The following is a 22,755-nucleotide window of genomic DNA, read 5'->3' as shown; positions in this document are numbered from 1 at the left end:
CTGCCACTTCCTAAGTTTAAGAAGCTGGAGTATTGCGGTATACGCTGAGCAGGTAAGTGTAAATCTTCAAAAACCCGGATTTTGTAGGAACTGAAGTTATCTCCCTCCGGGATTTTACGTTTAGTTTTACGAGATGTTTCGCTGCTAGGTGGCTGCATCAAAAGAGCGCGATCGCGTCCACTCCTGATAATCTAATCAAGTTATTCTCTTTTGAGGTTCTGGCAACCGCAAAAATCTATGCATCAAGATAAACGTCAGGCTTACTGGCGAGCCAATACTGCTTTAATTCGGAATCTTTTGAGCGTTTGGGCGCTAGTATCCCTCGTTTTTAGCATTCTGTTAGTTGAGCCATTGAATGCGGTGCGTTTTGGTAACGTTCCCCTCGGCTTTTGGATGGCACAGCAGGGTTCTATTTTTGTCTTTGTAGGGCTGATTTTCATCTACGCCGTGCAGATGGACAAGCTCGATCGCAAATACGATATCGATGAGTGAGAGAAAGAATGTCAGTTGAAATCTGGACTATTTTATTGGTTAGTCTTTCTTTCATTGGGTACCTCTACATCGGTTGGCAGTCGCGCGTTAAAGAAAGTGCAGGCTTTTTCGTGGCGGGACGTGGAGTTCCACCCATCGCCAACGGTGCAGCAACAGCAGCAGATTGGATGTCGGCGGCGTCGTTTATCTCAATGGCAGGGTTGATTTCCTTCTTGGGTTACGACGGCTCGATCTATCTGATGGGTTGGACGGGTGGCTATGTTCTGCTAGCGTTGTTGCTGGCTCCCTATTTGCGGAAGTTCGGTAAATATACGGTGCCGGACTTTGTGGGCGATCGCTATTACTCCAATGTCGCCCGTTTAGTGGCAGTTGTGGCGGCAGTTTTTGTTTCCATGACCTACGTCGCGGGACAGATGCGGGGTGTGGGAATTGTGTTCAGCCGCTTCTTGCAAGTGGATGTAAGCACTGGCGTGATCATTGGGATGGTGATTGTCGGCTTTTTCTCCGTTTTAGGGGGAATGAAGGGGATTACCTGGACTCAGGTGGCACAGTACGGCGTGTTGATTATTGCCTACTTGATTCCCGCGATCGCGATCGCCATGCTGCTTACCGGCAACCCGATCCCCCAACTGGCGTTCCCTTTTAGCGATATTGTCCCTAAATTAAACCAAATCCAGGTTGACCTCGGTTTTCAGGAATACACCAAACCGTTTGTCAACAAGTCGATGCTGGATGTTTTGTTTACTACCATTGCTTTGATGGTGGGAACGGCGGGACTTCCCCATGTCATCGTGCGCTTTTACACAGTTCCTGATGTTCGTGCGGCGCGTTACTCAGCGGGTTGGGCGCTGCTATTTATCGCGATACTCTACACTAGCGCCCCCGCGCTCGCAACGTTTGCCCGTTATAACCTGATCGACAGTTTGCACAACCAGACGATTCAGGAAATTCATCAACTCGACTGGGTGAACAAGTGGGAAAACACCAAGCTGCTTACCTTTGAAGATAAGAACGGGGATGGGCGGATTCAGCTAACGCCCGATAAAGCTACTAGCGAGATCGGCATCGATCCGGATATTATCGTTCTCTCGACGCCAGAAGTGGCAAAACTCGCTCCTTGGGTGATCGGCTTGGTGGCGACGGGAGGATTAGCGGCGGCGCTGTCTACCGCATCCGGCTTGCTTTTGGTAATCTCTAGTGCAGTTGCTCACGATATCTACTACCGCATCATTAATCCAGGTGCGTCAGAATCGCTGCGAGTGATGGTGGGTCGAATTATGGTCGGGTTTGCGATCGCAATTGCCGGATACTTCGGCATCAATCCCCCCGGTTTTGTGGCGCAGGTGGTGGCTTTTGCCTTTGGTTTGGCAGCAGCCAGCTTTTTCCCAGTCATCATTTTAGGTATCTTCGACAAACGGACAAATCGGGAAGGCGCGATCGCCGGGATGTTAGCTGGTCTTATCTTTACCATCTCATACATTGCGGGTGTCAAATTTTATGGAATGTCACCCTGGTTTTTCGGCGTTTCTGCTGAGGGAATTGGCACCTTGGGCATGGCGATCAACTTTGTTGTCACCTGGGTTGTTTCGCGTCTAACTCCGCCACCGCCGCTGGAAATACAGGAAATGGTGGAAGAGTTACGCACGCCGGGTGGGGAACCAGTCGCTTCGTCAAGCCATTGATCCTCGTTTGGATTTTAGATTTGGGGGTTTGGACGACCAAACAAGCGCCGCAACATAACTTCAAAATTGGCACAAGCGGCAGATCTACAACAAAATGGTATAAATCAACACACAGGTAGGGGTGATTCATCAATCGCCCCTTTTTTGTAGGCTAGTGGAGTAATTTTTTGAGACTCGCTACGTAGATGCGATCGCTTTACAGGTCTACTAACTCTAGCTCTAAAGGTTTACCAACTTATACCCATTCATTCTACTGGCGCTACACTTACGATTTTCTTTTTGCTCCCTTGTGAAGAAGGTTGGGATTTCTGATGGCTAGCATCACAAGGAAAAATTAGTATTGAAGTAAGTTCCACCATCCCGCTTTAAACAGGTAGCCCTCTAGAGGCACTACCAAGTTTCCGTTTATTTCCGATACTTCCGAGAAAAAACTCGATAACCCTTCCCATCCATACTATCCGACGGAGAGAGACTATCTTCCTCCATATTGACTAAATCGAATTGAACATTTTCTGTATAAATTGTTAAAGTAATTCTGATTACTTCTAAAAAGTTAATTACCCAAGAACATTCTTCTTGCGAATATTCTTCATAGTATTGAATCAATTTAGCCAAACAAACTTCTAAATGAGTCCGAGTGGGAGGACAAATTAGAATAATTTTCAGCAGTAGGATTGCTAGAGTAACCGATTTTCCTTCAGAAGCTAATGAAACGAACAGAGAAGAAGGTTCTCCATTATTCTTGATCGTTAAACATTCAATTACCCGTTTACAGGTTTTAATCAGCAGAAGGCTATTGATCTCTTCTTCATCAGCCTCTTTATAGATAAATTCTAATATTTTCCACAAATTAGTTTTTAAAGTCTCTACCTGACCTTGACTTTCAGTCGAATAAAATAAATATTTTAGCAAGCCTTGTTTAAAATGCTTGTATTTCAATTCTTTGGTTTGTTTTAAAAAAATATTTGCAATGTTTTCATAGCTAAACATTCCGCGTCTAGCGATAACTTTTTTAACTAAACGGAGTGCTTGATCGCCCAAAGCCGTAGGATTTTGGTTTTTCTTATTGTTAAATCCCCTAGACTCAGAATGAGCTGTGTACATTGCCAGATCAAACTTAAACTGGTCTTTCAACTGCTTTGATAAGCCTTTAGCAGCTTGGCGCTGTTCTTCAGAATTTTTCTTATTAACATACTGAGGCGCTAACAAATAAGATGTATAACGGCTCTTCCAATGGTCTTGCTCTCGATTTTCATATCTAGAAACAAATAGCTTAAGTTCCTCGTAATCTTGGCTATTCACGAAATCTGCAAGCCAAGCTTTTAGACATTTTACACTTGGAGATGAGATGCTATCGCAGTTAGCAGAATTAGAAATTAATTGAATTAAATCTTTTAAGGCTTGGTAGTGGCGAGCCAATATCCAGTTATTGAGAAGAATATAACAAGAACGCTTTAATGTATTTTTAAATTCTTCTTCACTTTTAGAATCAACAATTGTTTTAAGTGCTTGCAGATGTGCTGAACCAATCGCCTTGACTGGATTAATAAATAAAGTTTTAAACTCATACAGAACTAAATCTGGTGCCCATTGTTTAACAATGTCCAAAAAAAACTGACAAATTATTTCCTGAGGATCTGGAATCTTCGGCACCAGCTTGTTTGAATTAATGAGTGGTTCAGTCTGATGAGTATCTAATAAGACATCCTTAAGTGTGGATGTCTTAAGAACTCTTGAGTGCTTACTGGTTGCTTGAACTTGCATTGCGCTATCGAGAATTCTTTATTCTAAATGTAAACTTTTTCTTTAGAGGATTTGGTGATTGAAAACCTTGATAGCGTATGATAGTCGCCTCATGACTTAGTGAGGCTGGATACCGCATGAATGTGACGCCTGTCACGCAGACGTCACATTCATGCGGGTAGCAAGTTTGTACACAGCGCGCTTTTTAGCATGATTGCCGCCCGTACAGGACTTCTCAGCCTACATCAAGAAGCGGGTGAATGCTGAGTAGTATGCTCTTTCATCTGATTAAGGCGCGGGGTATCATCTATGTCAAAGTATGTCAAAGGCAATGACCATAGAACTACCAATCTCTTTACCCCTAGAAACCGTACTATCTTAACAGGGTGCCCGAAAAGTATGGCAGGTAGGCATTGCTCGCCTAATTTCATGCAACGTCAAAGCAAAAAAAATCCCGACTTCCTATAGCAGCCGGAGTTCTGAAAGGCTGGCATCTTCCAACTGAAATTAGGATTGCGATAAGAGAACGCTTGAAAAATCTATTGATACAGTTATTAGTTTTTATATTTTTAAATTGATTTTTTATCTTTAAAAAAAATTAATTTAAAGGATAAGTCACGTTTATAGCAACGATTAGAAAAAGTTAATGTAAAGACGGAATGTTGAAGAAGCATTTTCGGGACTCAAAGACAAAATTTAAGTGTTATTCAACTATAGTTTTCTCTTAAGAGAACTGTTAGAAGCTGTCGTATAGCAGTGTTGAGGTCTGAAATCGGCAGGCTGAGGAGTGAGGTCTGAGGTTTGAATGAAAACAGGAATGCTCTCCTACTCCCTCTCTATCTCTTGACCCTGACAGCGTTTGGGTTAACTGTGTTACCATCTGGAAAAATCTTCTCAATATCTCAATCACCCTATGGGCAAGGTTCTGGTGTTAAACGCCTCTTATGAACCGCTCAACATCACCAGCTGGCGGCGGGCTGCTGTCTTGTTGATCAAAGGGAAAGCAGAGCGGGTTGAACACAACGGCAAATACGTCTACTCAGAGTTTCCACTCCCAACGGTTATTCGGCTGCGCTACTATGTCCGGGTTCCTTATAAGGAAATTCCCCTGACTCGTCGAAATATCCTCCACCGCGATAGTCATTCTTGTCAATATTGCGGTTATACCGGGGACGATTTAACGCTCGATCATGTAATTCCCCGCTCTCGTGGCGGCGGCGATACCTGGGAAAACATTGTCACCGCCTGCGTGCGCTGCAATGTTAATAAAGGCAGCCGCACCCCCAAGGAAGCCAACATGATTTTGCGGCAGCCGCCTCGCAAGCCTTACAGTAGTCTGCACTTTGAAGTTGCGAAACACCTCAAAAGTGGTACGCATCAGGAGTGGAAAAAATATGTGATCGGCCTTTAGCCCCCTGCATTTAAATCAACTGCGGGGGGTTTTAAAATTTGGCTAGTCAAGAGACTGGCAAGTACGGGTGGTGCCCCTAGGACTGGGGGCTGAGGAACATTGCACTCTTCCTTAACCCCTCATTGCCAATCGGTAGCCATGAAAGAGCAAGAGCGCCACTGTAAAAGGTCAAGACCGGAAAACGCGACCGCAGGGGGAGTGTCGTTTACCAGTTTTTTTGTCAAGATCTATGAATAGGTAGCTCTATATCAAGACAAGCGTAATCACGGCGTCTCTGGAAACCTGTTTTCGCAGTAAAGAGGCGAGCTTTCGCGGCATTTACAAGGGTTTCTGTACTGCGCTTTTTTTGCCCTTTGGGCGATTGACTGAATCTGTCAAATACTTGGCAGGAAGCGTGAGGAGAGAGACTGTTGCAGCAACTGGAATACTAATTTTATAGCTTTGCACACCTGCATTATCCATAATATGCGATCTAATTTGCTCAAGCCTCTCAATGGTTCTCCAATCGCCGCCGAGTCAAAGCCTATAGACACCAAGCCAGATTCGGAATCTGTGGTTGAAATTCAACTAACAGAGGCGGCTCCCACACAGACAGTGAATGGATCTGGTAATTATTCAGCTAGAGGGTCTAGCGAACCCCCACTGGAAAGAATCGTGGAATCGCTACGACAGACTTTAGAGCGTCACCGGGGCGATCGCCATCTGGTAATTTTGCAAGATTTTCCCGACCCGGATGCCCTTTCGGGCGCTTGGGCGTATCAACTGATTGCCAAGCAGTACAACATCCAATGCGAAATTGTGTACGCTGGCACTCTCAGCCACCAAGAAAATATTGCTCTGGTTAAACTTACAGGCTTACCCGCAAAACGCTTGGGCGTCCAGTGCCTGAAGGAAAAGGAGAAGGACTTGTCGGTGTATCAGGGCTGTGTTCTGATTGATAACCAGGGCACTACCTGTCAATTGCTGCCTTGGGTACAAAAGGCAGGAATCCCGATTACGGTGGTGATTGACCATCACAGTATACAGACGGAACTTCATGCTGAATTTACGGATATTCGCCCTTCTACACGAGCAACGGCGACGATTTTAACCCAGTACCTCCAAGGAGGGTTGCTCAAGCTGGATAGCGGTATTGGCGAACACGTAAAATGTGCGACAGCACTGATGCATGGTCTGAGGTCAGACACGAACCGGCTGATGCAAGCTCAGGAAGAGGATTTTCTAGCTGCGGGGTATCTCAGCCGTTTTTATGACGCCCAGCTGCTGAATGCAGTCTTGCAGGCGTATCGCTCAAAACGGGTGATGGATGTAATCGAGCGATCGCTAACCAACCGCACTGTCCAAAATAACTTCTCTATCGCTGGTGTTGGTTATCTTCGCTATGAAGACCGGGATGCCATCCCCCAAGCGGCAGACTTTCTCGTGACAGAAGAAAACGTCCACACGGCTGTCGTCTACGGAATCGTCCACGACGAAGACGAAGAATTGGAAGTCGTAATTGGCTCCCTGAGAACCAGCAAGCTGACTCTCGACCCTGACGAGTTTATCAAAGAAGCCTTTGGGCAAGACAATCAAGGACGCTTTTTTGGCGGCGGACGACTTTCCGCGGGTGGCTTTGAAATTCCGATGGGGTTCTTGGGCGGCTTCAATGAAAATTCTGAGTACGCCAAGATGAAATGGGAAGTTTTTGACACCCAAATCAAGCAAAAGCTGCTTCGGTTGGTCAACCCAAAAGACCATCTGCTTCATGGGGAGTAAAAGCGAGTGGAAGAATGGAAATTGCGACTCTTCCATTCTTCCATCAGCAATTAACCTATGAAACTTTATTTGATCCGCCACGGAATCGCCGCCGAGCCATCTGAGGACGTCAAAGATGAAGCGCGATCGCTGACCCATGAGGGACGCAAGAAAACCGCTAAAGTAGCAAAACGACTGGATGAAATCGGTGTGCGCTTCGACCTGATCCTCACCAGTCCCTTGGTGAGGGCACGCCAAACCGCCAAAATTCTCGTCGCCGCCGGTTTGTGTCCCCATCTAGAAGAATCAATCGACCTAGCTCCTGGGGGTGGCATCCAAGCTTGGCTGAGATGGTTAGAGGAATGGCGGCGAGCGGGTGGATCTCAATTAGCCCTAGTAGGTCATCAACCTAACTTGGGAAATTGGGCAGAAATTTTGGTGTGGGGCGATACCCAAGAAGCGCTAATTTTGAAAAAAGCAGGCATGATTGGATTAAGCCTTCCAGAAACCCAGCCTGCCGTGGGTCATAGCCAGATGTTTTTGCTTTCCTCACCCAAGTGGCTGTTGTAATCCCCGTTTAGAAATTCTGGTAAAACTAGCGACTACAAAAACGGTTTCTGGTAAGGTAACTTGAGTATGTTCCCCTCACCCAATCCGTAGCAACATGACTGTCTGCGAGTATAAACCAGGTTTAGAAGGCATTCCCGCTGCCCAATCCAGTATCAGCTATGTCGATGGAAAACAGGGAATACTAGAATATCGCGGCATTCGCATCGAAGACCTCGCAGAAAAGAGTACCTTCCTAGAAACGTCGTATTTATTAATTTGGGGTACGCTCCCCACGAAGGAAGAACTTGAAGCCTTTGAAAGTGAAATTCGCTATCATCGGCGGATCAAATATCGCATCCGGGACATGATGAAGTGTTTTCCGGAAACCGGGCATCCAATGGATGCGCTGCAAGCTTCTGCCGCTGCTTTGGGTTTGTTTTACTCCCGTCGCGCTTTAGATAACCCTGCTTACATTCGGGAAGCGGTGGTGCGCCTCCTAGCAAAAATTCCCACAATGGTGGCAGCGTTCCAACTGATGCGGAAAGGCAACGACCCCGTGCGCCCTCGCGATGACTTGGACTATTCTGCCAACTTCTTGTATATGCTGAACGAGCGGGAACCCGACCCCCTCGCGGCGCGGATTTTCGATGTCTGCTTGACGCTTCATGCAGAACATACGATGAACGCTTCTACCTTCTCGGCACGGGTGACGGCTTCAACCCTGACCGACCCCTACGCAGTCGTTGCCTCAGCGGTGGGAACTTTGGCAGGGCCATTGCATGGAGGGGCGAATGAAGAAGTCATCACCATGTTAGAAGAAATTGGCTCAGTGGAAAATGTTGGTGCGTGGCTAGAGGATGCCTTACAGCGCAAAGCGAAAATTATGGGCTTCGGTCATCGCGTCTACAAAGTGAAAGACCCGCGAGCGACAATTCTCCAAAACTTGGCAGAACAACTGTTTGAGAAATTTGGTCACGATAAGTATTACGACATTGCTGTGGAGTTGGAAAGGGTACTTGAGGAAAAATTAGGCGAAAAAGGAATTTATCCAAACGTGGATTTCTATTCGGGTCTGGTTTACCGAAAGATGGGCATTCCTACAGATTTGTTTACACCCGTGTTTGCGATCGCTCGTGTTGCTGGTTGGTTGGCTCACTGGAAGGAACAGTTAGGAGAAAACCGCATCTATCGTCCGACTCAAATTTATAAAGGTTCTCGCGAAGCTGGCTACATTTCTATAGAACAACGATAGTCATCTAGAACCCGAAAAAACGCGATCGCTTCCGACAAAAATTGTATAGAGAAGCGATCGCGCTTTTTTTGTGGCAGAGATGGGAGGAGCGATCGCTGGTTCCGAAAATCGGGGTAGATGGGGAAGCTTACTGTTAATTGGTTGACCTTCGTAGGGATTAGTTGCCTCAGTTGACCAACAGATGCAAGAGCCGGATTCAACAGATACCCATCGCTCAATTAGAGGAGTTGGGTGAGGCGCTGTTGGATTTTACGGCACCGACGGATTTAGCCGTCTGGTTCGAGCAGTATCAGTGATAATTACACAGGCGATCGCACTTTCACCCGCCACAACAAGCGATCGCGCCTCCCTTCTTCCTGACCACAGAAAACTTTAACTTAAGGATAAGTAGAATTTCTTATTTGCTGCGCTGGGCTGGATGCGCTCCAACGATATACTAGGCTGTGTAGCTGAAAAAAATCTTCACAAAAGAACAGATAGATTGATTCGATACATCTTGTCTCGAATTGTCCTAGTAATTACTTCGTTCGGGAAACATGAACCCAGGTATTGACCTACAAGGAACTTTTATCCAATCCCTCAGGGATCTGGGCATCCCAGCAGGTGCCGCCAAAGCCATTTGGATGCCGCTGCCGATGTTTCTGATGATTATTGGTGCTACCGTAGGGGTGCTAGTGGTCGTCTGGCTGGAGCGGAAGATTTCTGCTGCGGCTCAGCAGCGAATTGGACCAGAATTCGCCGGACCACTGGGTGTTTTGCAGCCGGTCGCCGATGGTCTAAAGCTGGTTTTCAAAGAAGATATTGTCCCAGCCAAGACCGACCGCTTGCTATTCACGCTAGGCCCAATCATCGTTGTCATCCCAGTGTTTTTGTCCTTCCTGATTGTGCCGTTTGGGCAAAACCTGGTAATCTCTAACGTCGGAATGGGCGTCTTTTTGTGGATTGCCCTCTCCAGCATTCAGCCGATTGGCTTGCTGATGTCCGGCTATTCTTCAAACAACAAGTATTCCCTACTAGGGGGTTTAAGGGCGGCAGCGCAGTCGATTAGTTACGAAATTCCCCTAGCGCTTTCCGTACTTGCGATCGCGATGATGTCCAACAGTCTTAGCACCATCGACATCGTAGAACAGCAATCTGGCTACGGCGTCCTCAGCTGGAACGTCTGGCGGCAACCCGTAGGTTTCCTCATCTTTTGGATTGCCGCTTTGGCAGAGTGCGAAAGACTCCCTTTTGACCTGCCAGAAGCAGAAGAAGAACTGGTTGCCGGTTATCAGACCGAATACGCCGGGATGAAATTCGGTCTATTTTATATCGGCTCTTACGTCAACCTCGTCCTCTCTGCCCTGCTAGTTGCAATCTTGTATCTAGGCGGATGGGAATTTCCGATTCCCCTCTCAATGTTAGGCGGCTGGCTAGGAGTTAATGAAACCAGTCCCTGGTTGCAGGTGATTGATGCATCACTGGGGATCACCATGACCCTCCTAAAAGCCTACTTCCTCGTTTTCATAGCGATTCTGCTGCGCTGGACTGTACCACGGGTTCGCATTGACCAACTGCTCGATCTAGGGTGGAAGTTTCTGCTCCCAGTGTCTTTAGTCAACCTGCTACTGACCGCAGCCCTAAAATTAGCATTTCCCGTTGCTTTTGGCGGGTAATTGGTAATCGGTAATCGGTAATAAGTCGTGGGAAAAATTACCTTTTTCTACAATCACCAATAACCGATTCTCTAATCAGAGAGAGACACAGAACAATGCTTAAGTTCCTCAAACAAGTTGGCGATTACGCCAAAGAAACCGTCCAAGCGGCTCGATATATTGGTCAAGGGTTGTCTGTAACCTTCGACCATATGCGGCGGCGTCCGATTACCGTGCAGTACCCCTACGAAAAACTCATTCCTTCCGAGCGTTTCCGGGGTCGAATTCACTTTGAATTTGATAAGTGCATTTCCTGCGAAGTCTGCGTGCGGGTTTGTCCCATCAACCTGCCAGTAGTAGATTGGGAGTTTGACAAAGCAAGCAAAAAGAAACTCCTCAAGCACTACAGCATCGACTTCGGAGTTTGTATCTTTTGCGGCAACTGCGTGGAATACTGCCCGACCAATTGCCTGTCAATGACCGAAGAGTACGAGCTTAGCACCTACGACCGTCACGAATTGAATTTTGACAACGTGGCACTGGGTCGTTTACCGTACAAAGTCACGCAAGACCCAATGGTGACGCCGCTGCGCGAACTTGTCTACCTACCCAAGGGCGTCATGGACCCGCACGACCTGCCAGAAGGTTCCCGTCGCCCCGGTCAGCTTCCAGCGGAAATTCTGGAACAAACGGAAAAATAAAAGTGATTTGTCATTCGTCATTAGTCACTTGTAAAAAACTAATGATGAATGACGAATGACAAATAAACGATTGACTACTGACAAAGGACAAAAATGAATCTAGCTGAAGGCGTTCAGATTGTTTCGTTTGGCCTGCTGTCGCTGATGATGATTGGCTCAGCTTTAGGAGTGGTGCTGTTTACTAATATTGTCTACTCAGCCTTCTTACTGGGTGGAGTTTTTGTCAGCATCGCTGGGCTGTATCTTCTTCTCAATGCAGACTTTGTAGCGGCGGCGCAGGTTCTCATTTATGTTGGAGCGATTAACGTCCTGATTTTGTTTGCCATCATGCTGGTAAACAAGCGGGAAGATTTTGCACCCATTCGCAATCGCTGGATTCGCCAAGCATCAACGGCTTTGGTCTGTATCGGCTTGTTTGGGCTTCTGGGTACGATGGTGATCAGAACTCCCTGGACTTTAGCGGTCTTGACCACTCCCATTGAAAGTAGCATTGTGCAGATTGGTCTGCATTTCTTCAGTGACTTTTTGCTACCCTTTGAGTTGGCATCTGTGTTGTTGTTGATGGCAATGGTGGGCGCAATTGTTCTGGCACGTCGTGAGTATATTCCAGAAGAAATTTCACCTCAGCTAACTCAACCAACCTCGTTAACGTTGCCGGAACGTCCTCGCGAACTTTTGACGGTCGGCTCCGAAAGCGGTAAACTCCCCGCAGATACCAACACCTAGAAACCAAGAAAACTCATGCACCTAGAACTTCAGTATTTTCTACTGCTAGCCGCTGCCCTCTTCTGCATCGGTATCTATGGCTTGATTACCAGCCGTAATGCTGTTCGCGTGCTGATGTCGATTGAATTGCTGCTGAATTCTGTCAACCTGAATTTAATGGCCTTTTCTAATTTTCTCGATCCTCAAGAAATTAAAGGTCAGGTTTTTTCCGTCTTTGTGATTACTGTTGCAGCTGCTGAAGCCGCTGTGGGTTTGGCGATTGTGCTGTCAATCTATCGCAACCGCGAGACGGTAGACATGGAGCAGTTTAATCTGTTGAAGTGGTAATGGTTAATGGGTAATAGGTAATGAGTATTTTGAGTTGAAGAAAGCTCTTGAATTCAAAATTTAGACGCGGTAATGGCGTCTCTAAAACTGAAAAGTTTTTACCTATACCAATTACCCATTATTCCTTACTCGCAACGTCAGAAAAATCATTGATTAATATTTAAGGATATAAATGTAGATTGATGAATCTACAAGCGTTTTTGATATTTATATTTATCTTCAGATTTATCTCTAGTAACGTTGAACCCTTATTTTTAGTTTTGCCTGATAAATTTGAGTAGTTAAATCGTGGACAAGGTTGAGAGTCAAACATTTCAGGTATCCAGCCCACATCTATCCTTAGTATTAGTTGTCTGAAATACATTGTTATAGAATGACAGAGGGCTAGAGAAAATAAGCATTATCAAATAAAAGCGATCGCGTCTTTGCAAGGAAGAGGAAAATAGCTATGGGGATGACTCTCACCGAAAAAATCTTGGCTCGTGCCTCCGGTCGGGCTATTGTCGAACCGGCGGAGAATATTTGGGTTAACGTTGATTTGTTAATGACCCATGACGTTTGTGGCCCCGGTACAATCGGGGTATTCAAGCGCGAATTTGGCGCAGATGCCAAAGTCTGGGACAAAGAAAAGATTGTTTTGATTCCAGACCATTACATTTTTACTGCCGACGAACGCGCTAACCGCAACGTTGATATTCTGCGCGACTTTGCCAAAGAGCAAGACATTAAATATTTCTACGACATCACCGACCGAGCCGACTTTAAAGCCAATCCCGATTACAAAGGTGTTTGTCACATTGCCCTGGCACAAGAAGGTCACACCCGTCCGGGGGAAGTGCTGTTTGGTACCGATTCCCACACCTGCAACGCGGGCGCTTTTGGTCAGTTCGCCACCGGCATCGGCAACACAGACGCTGGCTTCATTATGGGAACCGGCAAGCTGCTAATCAAAGTCCCGGCGACGATGCGCTTTGTCTTTGAGCGCGAGATGCCGAATTACCTGTTGGCAAAAGACCTGATCTTGCAAATCATTGGAGATATTGGTGTTGCTGGAGCCACGTATCGGGCGCTGGAATTTGCCGGTACTACCATTAACGGTCTGTCGATGGAAGACCGGATGACGCTGTGTAATATGGCGATTGAGGCGGGTGGCAAAAATGGCACTGTCGCCCCGGATGAGACGACGTTTGAGTACGTGCGCGCCCGGACGGATAAGCCTTTCGAGCCAGTTTATACGGATGTTGATGCTCGTTTCTACTCGGATCGGCATTATGATGTTTCCAAATTAGAGCCAGTTGTCGCTAAGCCCCATTCTCCAGATAATCGTGCCTTGGCGCGGGAATGCCGGGATGTCAAGATTGACCGAGTTTATATCGGTTCCTGCACTGGCGGCAAAACCTCAGATTTTATGTACGCTGCCCGCATTCTTAAGGGACAGCAGGTGAAGGTTCCTACTTATTTAGTACCGGCAACGCAGAAAGTCTACGAAGACTTGTTCACCCAGAAATACGAAGGGCAAACTCTGTCTGAGATTTTCTTGGCGGCTGGTTGCATTGAGCCTGCGGCACCTTCCTGCGCGGCTTGTTTGGGTGGTCCCAAGGATACTTTCGGTCGTGTGAATGAGCCGGAAATTTGCGTTTCTACGACTAACCGCAATTTCCCCGGTCGGATGGGCAATAAAGAGGCGGGGATTTATTTAGCTTCGCCTTATACGGCTGCGGCTTCGGCGTTGACTGGATATGTGACTGACCCCCGCGATTTTATGTAAAGCAGTAGTAGAGGGGAATTCGGAACCTCACCCCCAACCCCTCTCCGTGAACGGAGAGGGGCAGTATTGAATGGCTCGACCTTTGCGGGGAGTGGCGGGAGTGGGGTTATTTACGGCATCCCATAGAGAATTGCTAGAGACTTTAACCCAGGCTGTTAATCAGGTCAATATAATTGATCCAACCTTGAAAGATGTCTTGAATAGTCCCGCTATTTTCCTCAACAAACTGGCTACCTTCTTCTGAAAAAGGCGATGATGCGATCGCATTATCCAATTCGCCGAAAAGATCCGTCAGCGTAGTTCCCCCGACGCAGGTAGCGGCGGCTTCATCGGCAAGTTCTTCCCATAACGGGGACTCAGCAGAGATATTCGCTTGCTTGTTGATGGTGCTTTCTTTCATAAAAAACCTCTGGGCATCAAAATTATCTGATATCAACTCCATACTAATTGGTTGTCGCGATCGCGCTTTCGATTGTACACAGAAGGCGATCGCCCCAAAGCACTCGCTATACTCGTAGTCTACGGAATTCAGCAGATGCGAGTATTATGGTGGATTGGTTATTGGTCTGGGGAGTTTCTCAAGCTGTTGGGGGTCTGGTGTACCCCATTGTGCAAGATTTGGCAAAGGAGGGAGCAAAAGACTTTGCTAAAGATTTCTTCAAAGATTCGCTGAAACACGTTTTGCTACGGGAAAAAGACCCTCGTCAGGTTGCGGCTGGTAAGGCTATCAAAGAATTTCTGCAACTGGTACAGGATGAATTAAAAGATACAGGCGTTACTGATGAGCAATTGCAGCAATATACCAAACCGTTAAAGGAATTTATTAAAGACAAATCGGTTAAAGAGATTCTGGGAAGTGCTTTTAAAGATGACTGTCAGGCTTTAGATACAAAAACCTTAGCTCAAACTTGGAATCAGCTTAATTTATTACCTTTGCCACCTGAAGAATTTGATTGGGATTTGGTAGGCAAGCTGTACCGGAAAAAAGTTAAAGCGATTATCCGAGAATTGCCTGAATTACGCGCTATACTTGACTCTCAAAATTTAGAAGCTATTCAAAAAAATACTAAAGAACTAGCTGGAATTCCTACTAAATTTGACTTGAGGCGATATCAGGAAGGACTGCAAGAGCAATACAGCAGTCTTAATTTAGATAGTGTAGATACGAGTGTTTACGACTATCGAGAAAAACTCAAGGTATGGCAAGTTTTCATAGCACAGGATATGCGAGAATGCCAGGAATATTTACCCCAAGTTTACGAGATTCCTAAAGAGCATCAAAAACGACTGAGAGAGAGTAACCAACTTGAAGCAGACGTCAACCCGGAGGAGAGGGAACGATACAAAGAAGTTTATTATCAACAGCCAATTCGCTCAGTTTTGGATATTGTTAATGATTATCAAACCTATCCTTATGTTGTAATTTTGGGCGATCCGGGTTCGGGAAAGTCCACATTGTTGCAATACATCGCTTTGAATTGGGCAAGAACGCCCCTGAATAATGTTATTGAAGAGTCGATTCCGTTGCTGATTGAATTGCGGACTTACATTCGCAATCGCGACTCTGGACAATGCAAAGATTTTCTGGAATTCTTCCACAAAGGCAGCATTATCTGTCGCCTCAATCAGCACGAACTCCACGAACGCCTGAAAGCTGGCAAGGTTTTGGTGATGTTTGATGGGTTGGATGAGGTGTTCGATCCGCTGAAACGGGAGGAAGTGATTACTGATATCCATCGTTTCACGAATGAATATCCCAATGTGCGGGTAATTGTCACTTCTCGTATTATTGGCTACAAACCGCAACGGCTGCGAAATGCCCAGTTTCGTCACTTCATGCTGCAAGATTTAGAGTCAGATCAAATTAAGGATTTTATCGACCGATGGCATGAGTTAACGTTTACGGATGAGGCAGATAAAGTTAGAAAGCGGGAGCGACTGCAAAGGGCAATCGAGACTTCTTCAGCGATTGGAGAACTGGCGGGAAATCCTCTCCTGCTGACAATGATGGCAATTTTGAACCGCAATCAAGAATTGCCCAGAGATAGACCAGAACTCTACAACCAAGCCTCGCGATTACTGCTGCATCAATGGGATGTAGAGCAGAAATTGCTAGAGAATCCGAGGATCGATTCGGTAACGATTGACTATAAAGATAAGCAGGCGATACTGCGTCAGGTTGCCTACTTTATGCAAGCATCTGATAAAGGTTTAGCTGGTAATCTAATTAGCGGGGATGATTTAGAAAGGATTCTAACTAGCTTTTTGAAAAGCACAGAAGTCAATCAGCCGAGAACTGTTGCCAGATCGCTGATTGAACAATTGCGGAGTCGCAACTTTATTTTGTGTTACCTGGGTGCCGATTCCTATGCCTTTGTGCATCGGACATTTTTAGAATACTTCTGTGCCAGTGAGTTTGTTGAGCGGTTTGGGAAACGGGGACTTGAAGGGGGTTTGACGATTGAAGAACTCAAAACGGAGGTTTTTGCTAAGCACTGGGAGGATGAGTCTTGGCATGAAGTGCTGCGGCTGATTGCGGGAATGATTGATACGAGCTTTGCTGGTGAAATTATTGATTATCTGATGGCTCAAGATGGTGAAGCCCAAAAGTTTATCAATCTATTTCTGGCGGCGAAGTGCCTCTCAGACGTGAGAAATCGCTCTACGATTGCCGTAACTGTTACTAAGTTACTCAATTACTTAAAAGGATTAACAAAATACGGAGATAAAGAGCGAGCGTCAAGTGAAGAAGATTACAAGTTGAATGAAGAAGAATACAAACTAATCCATAGAATTCGCACTCAGGCTGTTGCAAAGATTGCAACAGTTTGGACAGATGACCCTGATACCTTATCGTGGCTCAAAACTTGTATCCAATCGGATAAAACTGGGTATGAGGGGCAGGCAGCATTGGAGGAAATAGCTAAAGGTTGGAAAAACGATCCCAACACCTTATCTCTTCTCAAAACCTACGCTCAAGCGGCTGACGATTGGGGTGTACAGTTTGGAGCAGTGCGAGAGTTAGCCAGAGGTTGGAGAAACGACCCTGACACCTTACCTATTCTCAAAACTTGCGCTCAAGCGGCTAACAGTTGGAGTGTTCGACGAATAGCAGTGCAAGAGTTAGCCAAGGGTTGGAAAGATGAGCCTGGTGTCTTTGAATTTTTGTCCGATCGCGCTATCAATGACCCCTTTGAACGCGAGAATGACTACCAAGACAACCCTCGGCAAACAGCAGTTGAGGGAATCATTGAGCAATATCCTGACCATCCCCAGATTCTACCGCTGTTGCGCGATCGCTCTCTTAATGACCCAGACCAGAAGGTGCGCGAGTTCGCAACAGAGAAACTAAAGAATTGGAGTAAAAGTTGCGAGTAAACCGATCGCGCTGAGGAGGCGATCGCTATCTGATTGACAAATCTTTCCGTGTAGATTGGGTTTCGAGAGTTTTGGAGAGTCTTGCAAGTTTTGCTTCTTGAATTTTGTCAGTCAACCAACGGCTGACCAGTAAGCTTTAGCTTACTTTAGCTTTAAGCCGGAAATAAATTTCCCGGCTTTTTACGTGCTGCGATCGCTTCACAGGCACTTCACAGAAGCTTTACGATCGGGCGAGAATAACCGATTTATTTAAAGGATTGATAAAGATAGCTCTGATTTTATAGCACTTCTCCTTGGAGACTCCTTAAAGTGTAGGGGGAGCCTATAAGTATATTTACGGGGTTGTGAGAGGTTTGTTCACCATGCGGGTACTCTACTCAATTTAGGAAGCACCCATGAATCCACGAACAAGATCAAAATCAGAAAAGTCATCGGCGGGGCAAAATTTAGTCAAAGGTTTTGTTGGCATCGCTGGATTTCTTGGAATCTGTTATTTGGTCAGTATTCCAGTCATGTCCCAACTCAATCAAAACTCTACTCTCAAGGAAACTGCTTCTGAGGAGACTGGCACGACTAGGCGTTCTTCACCCAAAAAGACCAAGGCAAAACAGTCTACAACGACCGCCGATCCGACAACCATGTTCGGAGTCTATACAACCCAGCCGGATGCTACAACCCAACCAAATCAGTCTCCCGCCCCCTTGGGTAATACAACCTTGCCAGATGGGACGATAACGGCTCCCGGCACCACCAGCTTGCCGAGTAGCTATCCCACCACTCCCAGTACAAGCAATTCTGGCGGGTTAATCACGACTCCCGGCACCACCAGCTTGCCGAGTAGCTATCCCATCACTCCCAGTACAAGCAATTCTGGCGGGTTAATCACGACTCCCGGCACCACCAGCTTGCCGAGTAGCTATCCCATCACTCCCAGTACAAGCAATTCTGGCGGGTTAATCGCGACTCCTGGCACCACCAGCTTGCCGAACACAGGATTTTCAACTACACCCAATCCAACGATCAACTATAGCGGGTTTTAAACGTTCAACTGGGTGTGTGTCGTCTGATATAGCAATCCTATTTGAGTTGCGTTTCGGCTCTTCAGATCCCCGACTTCTCTCTCGAAGTCGGGGATCTCGCCTTCACGAATCATTTACGACTGCGATACTTGAGGCAAAACTGAGACAAAACGCGATCGCGCTCTCAACCGAAAATACGATCGCCCTTAAACTTCCGGGCGAATTCTGCTACTGCCCAAACTGTTGTTTAGCTTGCTGATAAACTTCCACCGTTATTATTTTTTGCCCTGCTTCTTGTGCAAATTTTTCGATTTTTTTCCGAGCGGCAGGACGGACAAAAAAGGGAATTTCTTTCAACTTGGCTTCAGCTTCGGGTGTCCACTCTACGGCATTGGGTTGGTTCGCCACAGTTTTCTCCAAAAAATCCTTAAAACAGGAGTTTAACAGGGAAGCGATCGCGCTTTCCAGCGTCTCATCAAGAAGGCGATCTCATCCTGAGAGCGATCGCCTTTCCCAACCCTACCAACGAGCTACCACTTTTTATAGGAGAGGAACTTACCCGACATAATAATTTTTACGCGATCGCCTTTGGGATCTTCTTCTTTTTCCACATCCAGAGTAAAGTCAATCGCGCTCATAATCCCGTCCCCAAACTTATCGTGAATGACGCTTTTTAGCGGCATTCCATACACTTGCATGATTTCATAAAAGCGATAAATCAGAGGGTCAGTAGGAACAACTGGTCCCAATCCTTTTAACGGGCATTCTGTTAGTTCTTTAGCATATATCGGGTCAACTCCTAAGGCAAAGACTAGCTTACTTGCCTCGTCTTCAGAAGCACTTGCTTGACGATAAATTACTGCTGCAATCCAGACTTCGTCGCGTCCAACAACCTTTTCTAAATCAGCAAAACTTAGCCCTTTTTCTTTTTTAGCAGCCAAAAGTATTTGAGTAATTTCAGGAATAGTCATTAACAAACCTCAACAAAAAAGTAGCAACGAAATGTAACAACTGTAATGAATATTTGCTCAGTTTGAGAAACAGTTAAACTATCTCCTTTAACCGACAATCGATTCAGTTACATTCGCTACCTATCCGCTGCTACTTTTTAAGTTTCAGACGTTTTAGGCAGGGATTTCCTACCCTAATTTTGCCTTTTGCCTTTTGCTTTTTTAGCGGTCTACAGAACCCATGATGATATCGATGCTACCCAAAATCACCACAATATCAGCGAGTTTTACACCCTTGAGAAGACTAGGGAGGATTTGCAGGTTGTTGAAATCGGCTGCACGAATCTTCCAACGCCAAGGGAAGACATTATCATCGCCAATAATATAGATTCCTAGCTCACCTTTCCCACTCTCGACACGGACGTAATGTTCGCCCTTAGGAATTTTAAAAGTGGGAGCGATTTTCTTACCAATGTACTGGTAGTCGAAGCCATTCCATTCGGATTTTGGCCCTTCTGCCATACGCTTGGCTTCCAAGTTCTCGTAGGGACCACCGGGAAGTGCTTTGATAGCTTGGTAAATAATCTTGACAGATTCGCGCATCTCCCGAATCCGCACCAAGTAGCGGGCAAAACAATCACCGCCAGTTTCCGTATGCACTTGCCAGTCGAAGTCGTCGTAACATTCGTAGTGGTCAACTTTCCGCAAGTCCCACTTGACACCAGAACCCCGCAGCATCGGGCCAGAAAGTCCCCAGTTGATCGCTTCTTCGCGGCTGATGGTGCCCACGCCTTCCACGCGACGGCGGAAGATGGGGTTGTCTGTAATCAAGCGCTCGTATTCGTCAACTTTTGGCAGGAAATAGTCGCAAAAGTCTAAGCACTTATCAACCCACCCGTAGGGCAAATCAACGGCAACTCCCCCAATGCGGAAGTAGTTGTTATTCACCATCCGATAACCAGTGGCGGCTTCCCACAGGTCATAAATCATCTCCCGTTCGCGGAAGATATAAAAGAAGGGAGTCTGAGCGCCCGTATCAGCCAAAAATGGTCCCAACCACAGCAGGTGATTGGCGATACGGTTCAATTCCAGCATGATGACGCGGATGTAGCTGGCGCGTTTGGGAACTGAGATACCGGCTAGTTTTTCCGGCGCATTAACGGTGACAGCCTCGTTAAACATTCCCGCTGCATAGTCCCACCGGCTGACGTAGGGGACGTACATGATGTTGGTGCGGTTTTCGGCAATTTTTTCCATGCCGCGATGCAGGTAGCCGATAACCGGCTCGCAATCCACGACATCTTCCCCATCCAGGGTAACGATGAGTCGCAGCACTCCGTGCATGGAGGGATGGTGCGGACCCATGTTCAGCACCATCGGTTCTGTTCTAGTTTCTATCTTTGCCATAGTTCAGCCATCTCTCCTTGAAGCCGATTTGGGCAGCCGCACCTGAAATTTCGTAAACACGCCAAAATCACTCCGACTGGCACTGTCTGTTTACTACTGAGTGTTGATTTTTGTTTCGCTTCCTTAATTATATGGAGCTTTGTCCGCAGGATACGTCGGAATTCGAGCTGCATTTAACCAAGGGGAATTTTGGCACAACGTAGAGAATCCGGCGTTGCTGAAATCGTAATCATTTAGGCAACGCCGCCAAAGGTTATTGGTGAGCGTTCAGCGCCAAGTTGGATGGAGATGGCTTTGCACTCGGAAAATGGTGTTGTGTCGCAAAAAGCTGTGCAACCATTTCTGTACGAGACGAAACCTCAAGCTTACGGAACATTCGCTTCAAAGCCTGCTTGACAGAATTCTCGGTAATCCAGAGTTCAGTTCCGATTTCTGTGTTGGTTCGACCCAGCGCCACCAAGTTGGCAATTTCCAACTCACGAGACGTTAAGCGATGGGTGTTCAACGGTTGGTGCTGAGGTTCCAAAATCGGGTCTTTAACTGTGCTTGGCGCGAATCGCACGCTGGCGATCCAAACCGATAGGTGTAAACAAATGGCACTCAAATCAGCGATATCTTGGGCATCAAAAGCAGGCATGGATTTTTCACGGGTGCAACCCACTGAGCCGATTAATTGACCCCGATCGATAATGGGTCCTGCCATCACGTGCCAATGATCGGGACGAGGACAAATGATTGCCCAGGCTTTTGGGGATGTCACTAATCCTTCATGGACAGGCGTATGGCGCTCTGCTATGTAACGCGCCACAGGATTATGTTCAATGGATAAGACAACATTCAACACTTTTTGAAACTTGCGATTCTCCAAAGGAGAGGCTGTGCCAACGCCTAAAAGCTGGTCGAAGAAAAAAATTCCCGAACGCTTAGCAGCAAAGTACTCACCAATTTTTGGCACAAGTTGCGATCGCAGGTCTTGTTCATCTTTTACCTGACTGATGGCTTCAAATAAAAGCTGCAAGGAAATCATCTTGGATTGGGTGTTGTGCCTTAAAGAGTACTCAATCGAGGACTAGGCGCGGTGGTTTGCCATTCTTAGTATAAGGATAGATTTCATTGCAAGCCCTATTAGTAGGATTGATGTATGACTGACTCGCAAAAGCACATTATTGGTTTGGTTATTTATCCCGGCATGACCGCACTTGATATTGTGGGACCCCAGCAAGTTTTTAGTGCGCTTCCCAATGTCCAGATTCATCGAATCTGGAAAACGCTAGACCCGATCGAAACCGATGACGGCATGATGATTTTGCCAGATACCACCTTTGACCGTTGCCCGCCCTTGGATGTGCTCTGTGTGGGCGGCGGCTTAAAACAGATGGCACTCATAGACGATCCAGAGATCCTTGGATTTCTGCGTCGGGAAGGAAGCACTGCAAAGTTTATTACCTCTGTGTGCGGCGGGTCTATGTTTTTGGCGAAGGCAGGACTGCTGCAAGGCTATCGAGCGGCGACTCACTGGATGATGCGGGAACACCTAACCGGGTTGGGCGTTGAAGTCGGGACAGAGCGAGTCGTCATTGACCGCAATCGCATGACGGGGGGAGGGGTGACAGCAGGCATTGATTTTGGTCTCGTGGTTGCTAAAGCGCTTTGTGGTGAGGAAGCCGCCAAGATCGCTCAACTCTTGATGGAGTACAATCCAGCCCCACCCTTCGATGCTGGTTCACCCGAAAAAGCGGGACCTGATTTAGTGAACAAGGCGACGTCATACGCGATGGGGACATTGGGTTTACAAGTAGAATAGGCAGCTTGACATGACTAGCCAATTCGGAAATTGACGGCGGTACAGCTTGGTTTTTCTGCGACTTCGATCGTCTTCAAAAAGAGCTTGATTACTCAGGTATTCAATTGAGAAGGCGATCGCTATCAATCCAGACCACCTTATTTCAGGGGGCGAGTTAATTGGCGCTTTTCTCAAA

Annotated in this window: 21 protein-coding genes; 15 read left to right on the top strand and 6 right to left on the bottom strand. The window is 46.6% G+C overall.

The window, feature by feature from the left end; translation table 11 throughout:
- Positions 1-237 precede the first annotated feature (237 nt).
- Positions 238-492: a DUF4212 domain-containing protein gene (locus NDI33_RS05670; RefSeq protein WP_190677076.1), complete on the top strand. Its 255-nt coding sequence runs from the start codon at positions 238-240 to the stop codon at positions 490-492.
- 8 nt (positions 493-500) lie between these two features.
- Positions 501-2,174: a sodium:solute symporter family protein gene (locus tag NDI33_RS05665; protein ID WP_190413485.1), complete on the top strand. Its 1,674-nt coding sequence runs from the start codon at positions 501-503 to the stop codon at positions 2,172-2,174.
- Positions 2,175-2,579: 405 nt separating this feature from the next.
- On the opposite strand, the gene NDI33_RS05660 is transcribed toward NDI33_RS05665, so the two are convergent.
- A complete protein-coding gene (locus tag NDI33_RS05660) occupies positions 2,580-3,938 on the bottom strand; it encodes a hypothetical protein (RefSeq protein WP_190435712.1) in 1,359 nt (452 codons plus the stop codon).
- A gap of 892 nt (positions 3,939-4,830) precedes the next feature.
- On the opposite strand from NDI33_RS05660, the gene NDI33_RS05655 reads away from it, so the two are divergent.
- From NDI33_RS05655 to NDI33_RS05610, 10 genes are all read left to right on the top strand, one after another.
- On the top strand, positions 4,831-5,328 hold the full coding sequence (locus tag NDI33_RS05655) for an HNH endonuclease (RefSeq protein ID WP_190413489.1): 498 nt from the start codon (positions 4,831-4,833) through the stop codon (positions 5,326-5,328).
- A 465-nt stretch (positions 5,329-5,793) separates the two neighbouring features.
- Positions 5,794-7,086: a bifunctional oligoribonuclease/PAP phosphatase NrnA gene (locus NDI33_RS05650; RefSeq protein ID WP_190413491.1), complete on the top strand. Its 1,293-nt coding sequence runs from the start codon at positions 5,794-5,796 to the stop codon at positions 7,084-7,086.
- A 57-nt stretch (positions 7,087-7,143) separates the two neighbouring features.
- Positions 7,144-7,635, top strand: a complete 492-nt coding sequence (gene sixA / locus NDI33_RS05645) for a phosphohistidine phosphatase SixA (protein ID WP_190677074.1) — start codon at positions 7,144-7,146, stop codon at positions 7,633-7,635.
- Between the two features lie 94 nt (positions 7,636-7,729).
- Positions 7,730-8,866, top strand: coding sequence for a citrate synthase (locus tag NDI33_RS05640; protein ID WP_190430309.1), 1,137 nt, complete (start codon positions 7,730-7,732; stop codon positions 8,864-8,866).
- A 170-nt stretch (positions 8,867-9,036) separates the two neighbouring features.
- Positions 9,037-9,162 carry a DUF4351 domain-containing protein gene (locus NDI33_RS05635; RefSeq protein WP_199292304.1) on the top strand — a complete coding sequence of 42 codons (126 nt, stop codon included), beginning with the start codon at positions 9,037-9,039 and terminating at the stop codon, positions 9,160-9,162.
- A gap of 240 nt (positions 9,163-9,402) precedes the next feature.
- Positions 9,403-10,521 (top strand): NADH-quinone oxidoreductase subunit NuoH, encoded by a 1,119-nt coding sequence (gene nuoH, locus NDI33_RS05630; protein ID WP_190430307.1) that lies wholly within the window; start codon positions 9,403-9,405, stop codon positions 10,519-10,521.
- A gap of 95 nt (positions 10,522-10,616) precedes the next feature.
- Positions 10,617-11,201, top strand: coding sequence for an NAD(P)H-quinone oxidoreductase subunit I (gene ndhI / locus NDI33_RS05625; RefSeq protein ID WP_190435723.1), 585 nt, complete (start codon positions 10,617-10,619; stop codon positions 11,199-11,201).
- Between the two features lie 93 nt (positions 11,202-11,294).
- Positions 11,295-11,927, top strand: a complete 633-nt coding sequence (locus NDI33_RS05620) for an NADH-quinone oxidoreductase subunit J (protein WP_190413503.1) — start codon at positions 11,295-11,297, stop codon at positions 11,925-11,927.
- Between the two features lie 15 nt (positions 11,928-11,942).
- Positions 11,943-12,254 carry an NADH-quinone oxidoreductase subunit NuoK gene (gene nuoK / locus NDI33_RS05615; protein WP_190413505.1) on the top strand — a complete coding sequence of 104 codons (312 nt, stop codon included), beginning with the start codon at positions 11,943-11,945 and terminating at the stop codon, positions 12,252-12,254.
- Positions 12,255-12,702: 448 nt separating this feature from the next.
- A complete protein-coding gene (locus tag NDI33_RS05610; protein ID WP_190677072.1) occupies positions 12,703-14,022 on the top strand; it encodes a 3-isopropylmalate dehydratase large subunit in 1,320 nt (439 codons plus the stop codon).
- A 142-nt stretch (positions 14,023-14,164) separates the two neighbouring features.
- On the opposite strand, the gene NDI33_RS05605 is transcribed toward NDI33_RS05610, so the two are convergent.
- Positions 14,165-14,422: a hypothetical protein gene (locus tag NDI33_RS05605; RefSeq protein WP_190430305.1), complete on the bottom strand. Its 258-nt coding sequence runs from the start codon at positions 14,420-14,422 to the stop codon at positions 14,165-14,167.
- A 146-nt stretch (positions 14,423-14,568) separates the two neighbouring features.
- On the opposite strand from NDI33_RS05605, the gene NDI33_RS05600 reads away from it, so the two are divergent.
- The gene (locus NDI33_RS05600) at positions 14,569-17,400 is read left to right on the top strand and encodes an NACHT domain-containing protein (RefSeq protein ID WP_190677126.1); all 2,832 of its coding nucleotides are present in this window, start codon (positions 14,569-14,571) and stop codon (positions 17,398-17,400) included.
- Between the two features lie 395 nt (positions 17,401-17,795).
- Entirely contained in the window at positions 17,796-18,440 is a 645-nt protein-coding gene (locus NDI33_RS05595) for a hypothetical protein (protein WP_190677070.1), read from the top strand.
- Between the two features lie 207 nt (positions 18,441-18,647).
- Here NDI33_RS05595 and NDI33_RS05590 read toward each other — a convergent pair whose 3' ends face one another.
- The 4 genes from NDI33_RS05590 to NDI33_RS05575 all read right to left on the bottom strand — a co-directional run bounded on the left by NDI33_RS05590 (position 18,648) and on the right by NDI33_RS05575 (position 21,803).
- Positions 18,648-18,827 (bottom strand): PCP reductase family protein, encoded by a 180-nt coding sequence (locus NDI33_RS05590; protein ID WP_190413517.1) that lies wholly within the window; start codon positions 18,825-18,827, stop codon positions 18,648-18,650.
- 122 nt (positions 18,828-18,949) lie between these two features.
- Entirely contained in the window at positions 18,950-19,390 is a 441-nt protein-coding gene (cynS, locus tag NDI33_RS05585; RefSeq protein WP_190677068.1) for a cyanase, read from the bottom strand.
- Between the two features lie 201 nt (positions 19,391-19,591).
- On the bottom strand, positions 19,592-20,776 hold the full coding sequence (locus NDI33_RS05580; RefSeq protein ID WP_190413521.1) for an NAD(P)H-quinone oxidoreductase subunit H: 1,185 nt from the start codon (positions 20,774-20,776) through the stop codon (positions 19,592-19,594).
- A gap of 253 nt (positions 20,777-21,029) precedes the next feature.
- On the bottom strand, positions 21,030-21,803 hold the full coding sequence (locus tag NDI33_RS05575; protein ID WP_190677066.1) for a LuxR C-terminal-related transcriptional regulator: 774 nt from the start codon (positions 21,801-21,803) through the stop codon (positions 21,030-21,032).
- A 114-nt stretch (positions 21,804-21,917) separates the two neighbouring features.
- Between NDI33_RS05575 and NDI33_RS05570 the strand changes: the two genes are divergently transcribed.
- Positions 21,918-22,580 carry a DJ-1/PfpI family protein gene (locus NDI33_RS05570; protein ID WP_190677064.1) on the top strand — a complete coding sequence of 221 codons (663 nt, stop codon included), beginning with the start codon at positions 21,918-21,920 and terminating at the stop codon, positions 22,578-22,580.
- Positions 22,581-22,755 lie beyond the last annotated feature (175 nt).

It is taken from the genome of Trichocoleus sp. DQ-A1 (assembly GCF_039961955.1).
Classification (GTDB): domain Bacteria; phylum Cyanobacteriota; class Cyanobacteriia; order Cyanobacteriales; family FACHB-T130; genus FACHB-T130.
The sequence above is the reverse complement of the archived record's forward strand: the minus strand, read 5'-3'. Positions and strand labels throughout refer to the sequence as shown.

Coding starts and splice junctions, on each gene's coding strand:
- NDI33_RS05665 (WP_190413485.1), top strand. CDS start 501: ATGTCAGTTGAAATCTGGACTATTTTATTGGTTAGTCTTTCTTTCATT.
- sixA (WP_190677074.1), top strand. CDS start 7,144: ATGAAACTTTATTTGATCCGCCACGGAATCGCCGCCGAGCCATCTGAG.
- NDI33_RS05650 (WP_190413491.1), top strand. CDS start 5,794: ATGCGATCTAATTTGCTCAAGCCTCTCAATGGTTCTCCAATCGCCGCC.
- NDI33_RS05570 (WP_190677064.1), top strand. CDS start 21,918: ATGACTGACTCGCAAAAGCACATTATTGGTTTGGTTATTTATCCCGGC.
- NDI33_RS05655 (WP_190413489.1), top strand. CDS start 4,831: ATGGGCAAGGTTCTGGTGTTAAACGCCTCTTATGAACCGCTCAACATC.
- NDI33_RS05670 (WP_190677076.1), top strand. CDS start 238: ATGCATCAAGATAAACGTCAGGCTTACTGGCGAGCCAATACTGCTTTA.
- NDI33_RS05600 (WP_190677126.1), top strand. CDS start 14,569: ATGGTGGATTGGTTATTGGTCTGGGGAGTTTCTCAAGCTGTTGGGGGT.
- cynS (WP_190677068.1), bottom strand. CDS start 19,390: ATGACTATTCCTGAAATTACTCAAATACTTTTGGCTGCTAAAAAAGAA.
- nuoK (WP_190413505.1), top strand. CDS start 11,943: ATGCACCTAGAACTTCAGTATTTTCTACTGCTAGCCGCTGCCCTCTTC.
- NDI33_RS05595 (WP_190677070.1), top strand. CDS start 17,796: ATGAATCCACGAACAAGATCAAAATCAGAAAAGTCATCGGCGGGGCAA.
- NDI33_RS05610 (WP_190677072.1), top strand. CDS start 12,703: ATGGGGATGACTCTCACCGAAAAAATCTTGGCTCGTGCCTCCGGTCGG.
- NDI33_RS05575 (WP_190677066.1), bottom strand. CDS start 21,803: ATGATTTCCTTGCAGCTTTTATTTGAAGCCATCAGTCAGGTAAAAGAT.
- ndhI (WP_190435723.1), top strand. CDS start 10,617: ATGCTTAAGTTCCTCAAACAAGTTGGCGATTACGCCAAAGAAACCGTC.
- nuoH (WP_190430307.1), top strand. CDS start 9,403: ATGAACCCAGGTATTGACCTACAAGGAACTTTTATCCAATCCCTCAGG.
- NDI33_RS05640 (WP_190430309.1), top strand. CDS start 7,730: ATGACTGTCTGCGAGTATAAACCAGGTTTAGAAGGCATTCCCGCTGCC.
- NDI33_RS05620 (WP_190413503.1), top strand. CDS start 11,295: ATGAATCTAGCTGAAGGCGTTCAGATTGTTTCGTTTGGCCTGCTGTCG.
- NDI33_RS05605 (WP_190430305.1), bottom strand. CDS start 14,422: ATGAAAGAAAGCACCATCAACAAGCAAGCGAATATCTCTGCTGAGTCC.
- NDI33_RS05580 (WP_190413521.1), bottom strand. CDS start 20,776: ATGGCAAAGATAGAAACTAGAACAGAACCGATGGTGCTGAACATGGGT.
- NDI33_RS05660 (WP_190435712.1), bottom strand. CDS start 3,938: ATGCAAGTTCAAGCAACCAGTAAGCACTCAAGAGTTCTTAAGACATCC.